Annotated in this window: 5 protein-coding genes and 1 pseudogene; all 6 read left to right on the top strand. The window is 64.5% G+C overall.

Annotated elements, in window-relative coordinates:
- Nucleotides 1-2 precede the first annotated feature (2 nt).
- Nucleotides 3-1,061 (top strand): alkene reductase, encoded by a 1,059-nt coding sequence (locus IBX53_RS14090; RefSeq protein ID WP_290910395.1) that lies wholly within the window; start codon nt 3-5, stop codon nt 1,059-1,061.
- Nucleotides 1,062-1,354: 293 nt separating this feature from the next.
- A complete protein-coding gene (locus IBX53_RS14085) occupies nt 1,355-2,515 on the top strand; it encodes a Fic family protein (RefSeq protein ID WP_290910392.1) in 1,161 nt (386 codons plus the stop codon).
- A 97-nt stretch (nt 2,516-2,612) separates the two neighbouring features.
- Complete coding sequence (locus IBX53_RS14080; RefSeq protein ID WP_290910390.1) at nt 2,613-4,337, top strand: hypothetical protein; 1,725 nt, start codon at nt 2,613-2,615, stop codon at nt 4,335-4,337.
- A 62-nt stretch (nt 4,338-4,399) separates the two neighbouring features.
- Nucleotides 4,400-4,666: a hypothetical protein gene (locus IBX53_RS14075; protein WP_290910388.1), complete on the top strand. Its 267-nt coding sequence runs from the start codon at nt 4,400-4,402 to the stop codon at nt 4,664-4,666.
- A gap of 163 nt (nt 4,667-4,829) precedes the next feature.
- A complete protein-coding gene (locus tag IBX53_RS14070; protein ID WP_290910385.1) occupies nt 4,830-5,726 on the top strand; it encodes a PhzF family phenazine biosynthesis protein in 897 nt (298 codons plus the stop codon).
- A pseudogene (locus tag IBX53_RS14065) lies at nt 5,723-5,913 on the top strand (hypothetical protein); the annotation flags it as partial. The gene IBX53_RS14070 and the pseudogene IBX53_RS14065, both read left to right, overlap by 4 nt.

The raw sequence follows: 5,913 nt of genomic DNA, 5'->3' as shown, positions 1-5,913 counted from the left end.
GCGTGATCATGGCGCCGCTGACCCGCTCGCGCACGCCGGACAGCGTGCCCGGCCCGCTGCAGCAGGTGTACTACGGCCAGCGGGCCAGCGCCGGGCTGATCATCAGCGAGGCCACCAATATCTCGCCCACCGCCCGCGGCTATGTCTACACGCCGGGCATCTGGACCGACGCGCAGGAAGCCGGCTGGAAGGGCGTCGTCGAGGCAGTGCATGCCAAGGGCGGACGCATCGCCCTGCAGCTGTGGCACGTGGGGCGTGTCTCCCACGAGAGGGTGCAGCCCGACGGACAGCCGCCCGTGGCGCCCAGTGCCCTGAAGGGCGAGGGCGCCGAGTGCTTCGTCGAGTTCGAGGACGGCAGCGCGGGGCCGCACCCCACCAGCACCCCGCGGGCGCTTGCGACCGAGGAGATCCCCGCCATCGTCGAGGACTACCGCCAGGCCGCCATCCGTGCCAAGCGGGCGGGCTTCGACATGGTCGAGGTACACGCGGCGAACGCCTACCTGCTCAACCAGTTCCTGGCCACCGGCACCAACCTGCGCACCGACCGGTACGGTGGTTCGCTGGAAAACCGCGCGCGCTTCCCGCTGGAGGTGGTCGATGCGGTCGCCGAGGTGTTCGGCCCCGCACGGGTCGGCATCCGCCTGACGCCCTTTATCGAACTCTTCGGCCTCACCGACGACGAGCCCGAAGCGATGGCCGACTACCTGGCCGGTGAGCTCGACCGCCGCGGCCTGGCCTACCTCCACTTCAACGAGCCCAACTGGGCCGGTGGCGATATCACCTTCCCCGAGGGCTTCCGCGAGCAGATGCGCCAGCGCTTTAGCGGCCGCCTGATCTACTGCGGCGGCTACGACGACGAGCGCGCCCGCGAGCGTCTTGCCGACAACACCGCTGACGCCATCGCCTTCGGCCGCCCCTTCATCGCCAACCCCGACCTGCCCGAGCGCTTCCGCCTTGGCGCCAAGCTCAACGAGCCCGACCACAGCACCTTCTACGGCGGCGCCGAGGTCGGCTACACCGACTACCCCTTCCTCGATAACGGCCACGACCGGCTCGGCTGAGCCGGCGTCCACCTCTGGAAGAAGCCACAAGCCCGGCCATTGAGCCGGGCTTGTTGCGTGATGGGAGGGACATCGTCGTGTTCACGGCATCGACATATCGTCGGGACATGTTCAAGAAACGCGATTTTTTCGACACGTCCCTTGGATCTGTCGATGGCATCGCCATGACGGCTGCCGTGAAGAGGTACGAAGTTTAAATAGCTACAGGCCTTATTTTAATTTCAGGCGCAACTTAAAATAAGGCGCGACGCTATTTTACCCAAGCCCGCTTTCGAGCGGTGAGAGGGAGCCCCATGGAACGCGGACTCACAGGCCACTACGAGGACAGCATCGCCGGCGGCGTGCGCTGCCAGGCGTTCATCCCCGACCCGCTGCCGCCACGGCCGGCTCTGGCGCTGGACGGCAAGCTGCAGGGGCGCATCAACCAGGCGATGCTGGCGCTGGGCCGTCTCGACGCCATCAGCACCCTGCTGCCCGACGCCTCACTCTTCCTCTACAGCTATGTATGCAAGGAAGCCGTCATGTCGTCGCAGATCGAGGGTACCCAATCCTCGCTCAGCGACCTGATGCTCTACGAGATGGAAGGCATGCCCGGGGTGCCCATGGACGACGTGCAGGAGGTTTCTTGCTACGTCGATGCGCTGACGTTGGGTGTGGAGCGCATCCGCGAGGGCTTACCCGTCAGCTACCGACTGGCGATGGAGATCCATAAGGCGCTGATGACCTCGGGACCTGGCATCAACCGCGGACCAGGAGAATTTCGCAGCAACCAGGTGTGGCTGGGTGGGCACCGCCCCGACGAAGCGGTCTTCGTGCCGCCTCCGTCCCATCGACTGGCCGAGTGCTGGGCGGCGCTGGAGCGCTTCATCAACGACATGCCCGAGGCCACCGACCCGCTGATCAAGGCCGCCCTGACCCATGTGCAGTTCGAGACCATCCACCCCTTCATGGATGGCAACGGGCGCTTGGGCCGCCTGCTGATTCCGCTGATCCTGTTGGAGGCGGGCATCCTCAGCGAGCCCCTGCTCTACCTGTCGGTGTTCTTCAAGAAGCATCGCCAGGTCTACTACGAGCGCCTGCAGCAGGTGCGGGTCACCGGCGACTGGGAGGCCTGGCTGTTGTTCTTCGTGGACGCCGTGGCCGAGACCGCCAATCAGGCAGTGACCACTGCCCGGCATCTCAACCAACTGCGCGATCAGGACAGGGCACGCCTCGGCGAGTTGGGTCGCCAGGCCGGCTCGGCGGCGTTGCTGCTCGACGCGCTCTTCCAGCAGCCCATCGCCAATATCGGCCATCTCTGCCAGCGTACTGGGCTCACACCCGCCACGGTCGGCAAGCTGTTAACGGCCATGGAAACCGAGCTCGGCATCGTCCAGGAGCTAACCGGGCAGAAGCGCAACCGGATCTTCGCCTACCGGGCCTACATCGACATACTCAATCAGGACCCCTCATGACCCAGAATGGCATCGTCCAGCTTTGGTAAAGCAAGGGATGGCCCCATGGGGAACACGAGTTGAGCCCGATAAGGGCCGAGATATCAAGGAGGTTTCTATGCAGGGTGACGAGTCACTACTTGCCGACGAGCAGCTCGTGCGGCTCGCCGGCGAGGCCGCCTTCGAGCGCGGCGTGGCCTATTTCCGGCATGGCCAGGTGCTGGGCTGGAACCGGCAGGGGAATACCGTCACCGCGCAGGTTGTGGGCAGCGAAAGCTATCAGGTGATCCTGCGCCTCAACCCACGCGGTCTGGAGGGCGGCTGTGACTGCCCGGCCTCCGAGGGCATCGATTTCTGCAAGCACTGCGTGGCCACCGCCCTGGCCTATCGGGCGGAACAGGAGGAGCAGCAGCGCTTGATGGCGGGGGGAGAGAGAGGCCGCCTGCTCGCCTATCTGCAGCAGTTGGACAAGGCCTCGCTGGTAGAGGCACTGGCCGAGCTGATCGAGGAGGACCCGGTGCGGCGGCATCAGTGGTCGCTGCGTGCCGATGCGGTGCTCGGCGTACTCGACCACAAGGCGCTGAAGAAGCGCATCACCGCGGCCTTTCCCCTCAAGCGCCACCTGCACCGCTATGGCCAGGTGCGGCCCTATTTCGCCAAGGCGGAGGCGTTGGTCGAACAGCTTGCCGAGCAGGCGCCGCAGTTGCCACCCGACACCTGCCTGACCCTGGTGGAGTACGCCCTGTCGCGCCTGGCACGAGCGCTCGAGACCATCGACGACTCGGGCGGCTTTCGCTTCTACTGCGAAGAGACGCTGCAGAGGCTGCACATGCAGGCCGCACAAAGGCTCGACTGGTCCGGCGAGGATCTCGCGGCGCATCTCTACGAGATCGCCTTCGGGGAAAATTATGATTTCTATCCCGAGATTCCCGATGCCTACGCTGAGGCCCTGGGCAGCGAGGGGATGGACGCTTACCTTGCTCTGCTGCAGCAGGTCTGGGACGCCTTGCCGAGCTTGCCCGCCGAGGCGCGCTGGTCGGAGAAGTTCCGCTACCAGCGGCTGCGCGAGCCACTGCTGAAGCGCGCCGAGGCATACGGTGATGTCGCCACCATCCTGGCGCTTCATCAGAAGAGCGCCACCGAGGTGCAGGACTACCTGAAGATCGCCGAGCTGTGCATCGCGCACGACGCCTGGGATCAGGTGGAGCTGTGGCTGGCCCGGGCGGCCAGGGCGGATGACAAGCGCTACCCGCACTGGCGGCGCGAGCACGAGCGGCTGCAGATACGCCTGTTGCTGCATCGCGGCGAAACCGAAACGGCGGGGCAGCTGCAGTGGCAGATCTATCAGCAGACGCAGCAGCTGGAGGATTATCGGCATCTGCTCGAGCTGGTCGATGAGCATGGCCTGGCCACCGATTATCGGCAGCGTGCCCACGATTGGCTCAGGGAGCAGATCGACAAGGCACCCGAGGCGCCCTGGGGCTATGCGCCCAAGGTGGTCAATAGCCTGCTTGAGATCTACCTCTACGAGAACCGTCTGGAGGAGGCGCTGGCATTCAGCTCGGACCGGCCGGTGGCCGCTGGCCTGCTGCTTAAGCTGGCCCAGCAGCTGGGCAATCCCGACCAGAGCCTACCGCTCTATGTTCGCCTGGCCCGTAGCGACGTGAGCAACACCGACAACAAGAGTTATCGCCGCGCCATCGCCCAGCTGCGTGAGCTGCATGGCACGCTCGAAACGCTGGAGCAGCATCGTGCATTTGCCGCGGCTCTGGAGGAGTTGCGCACCGAATTCAGGCAGAAGCGCAACTTCATCAAGTGGCTGAACGAGGCCTTTCCGCCATGAGGAGAATCGGGGGCTCACCCTTGTTTCCATCTGGTTTTTTATAGAAATGGGAGGGATCCAGGTTGTCGGATGACGTTGAGATTGAAATTTCGGGGAGAGAGGCGAGGCTGATTCTGCGGTATGGATATCCGTTCCAGGACCAGGCTCCCGCCTTTGAAGCGGTGGCAGGAAAGGCAGGTTTTCATCGGCTGATGATCGAAAGGTTTTGGCTCGAAATGCTGGTTGGGGATCTGAGCAGGTCAATAAAAGAGGTCAGGAGTGCGGCATTGCAGGAGGAGCTGGACTCCCTGTGCATCACGCTGGAAATCGCCATGAGATATTCAGCCTAGACCGTGAGAATGATAGGGTGATGAGCAGGAAAGAGAGGGCTCATATCGCTCGCTGGAATGAGATTGGTGTCATGAAAACCAGGAGGCGCAATGCGGCATCCGGATCAGTTTCAAGTCAACGAGGGTTCCCGGAGGAATTTCATCGGGGCTCAGGCGGGGGAGCATGATTGACTACTTCCTGCTCGATGTCTTCACCGACCGGGCCTTTGCCGGCAACCCGTTGGCGGTATTCCCCGAGGCAAGGGGGCTGGATACCGGCATGATGCAGGCCATCGCCAACGAGCTGAATCTCTCCGAGACGGTGTTCGTCGGCGAGGCAACCGGCCAGCATCGCTATCCCATCCGCATCTTCACCCCCACCAGGGAGCTGCCCTTCGCCGGCCATCCGGTGATAGGCACCGCTCACCTGCTGGTGGAGCGAGGCATGGCCGAGCGGGGATGCCCGCTGGTGCTCGAGGCCGGCGTCGGTCCCCTGGTCGTGGAGTTCGATCAGGCGTTGGCTCGCCTGACTACGGCAGAACCCGTCAGCATCCTGGCGAGCACCCTGACCCAGGCCACCGCCGCGGAACTGCTGGGGCTGGAGGCGCATCAGGTCCTGAGCGAGCCGGTGCTCGCCTCCTGCGGGCTGCCCTATCATCTGATCGAGCTCGCGTCGTATGAGGCACTGGAGCGGGCACAGCCCGCGCCAGGCGCCTGGGCGGATTGGGTGTCACCCAGCGGCCAGGATCAGATCTATCTCCATTTCGCCTGTGAGGCGATTGATGCAACACAGGTCGTGAGAGCCCGTATGTTTTCCACCCCGGGAGGCGTGCGCGAGGACCCGGCGACCGGCAGTGCGGCGGCGGCGCTGGCGGGGCACCTGGCCCAGACCAAGGGGGTTGGCCGATGGCGTTGGCAGATCGAGCAGGGCATCGAGATGGGTCGCCCGAGCAGGATTCATGCCGAGGCGGAACGCACCGAAGATGATCTTTCGATCCGCATTGCAGGAGCGGCAGTGATCGTGGGAGGCGGGACGCTGCACCTGCCAGGCGGACTGGCGGTTTCCCGGGAGGCCCCATGAAGCCCTTCTCCATCCTGCTGATCCGGCTGCTGGGTCTCTATCTCTTCATGAAGACGCTGTTCTCGGTGTTGCCGGCGCTGCTCGGCCCGAATGTCGGCGAGTTCTGGTCCGGTGAGCTGCTGCCGGTGCTGGTCGCCACGGTGGCGGTACCCATGGTGGGCGGCGTATTGCTGTGGTGCTTCGCCGG

Source organism: Halomonas sp. (assembly GCF_014859505.1).
In the GTDB taxonomy this organism is placed as follows: domain Bacteria; phylum Pseudomonadota; class Gammaproteobacteria; order Pseudomonadales; family Halomonadaceae; genus Halomonas.
The sequence above is the reverse complement of the archived record's forward strand: the minus strand, read 5'-3'. Positions and strand labels throughout refer to the sequence as shown.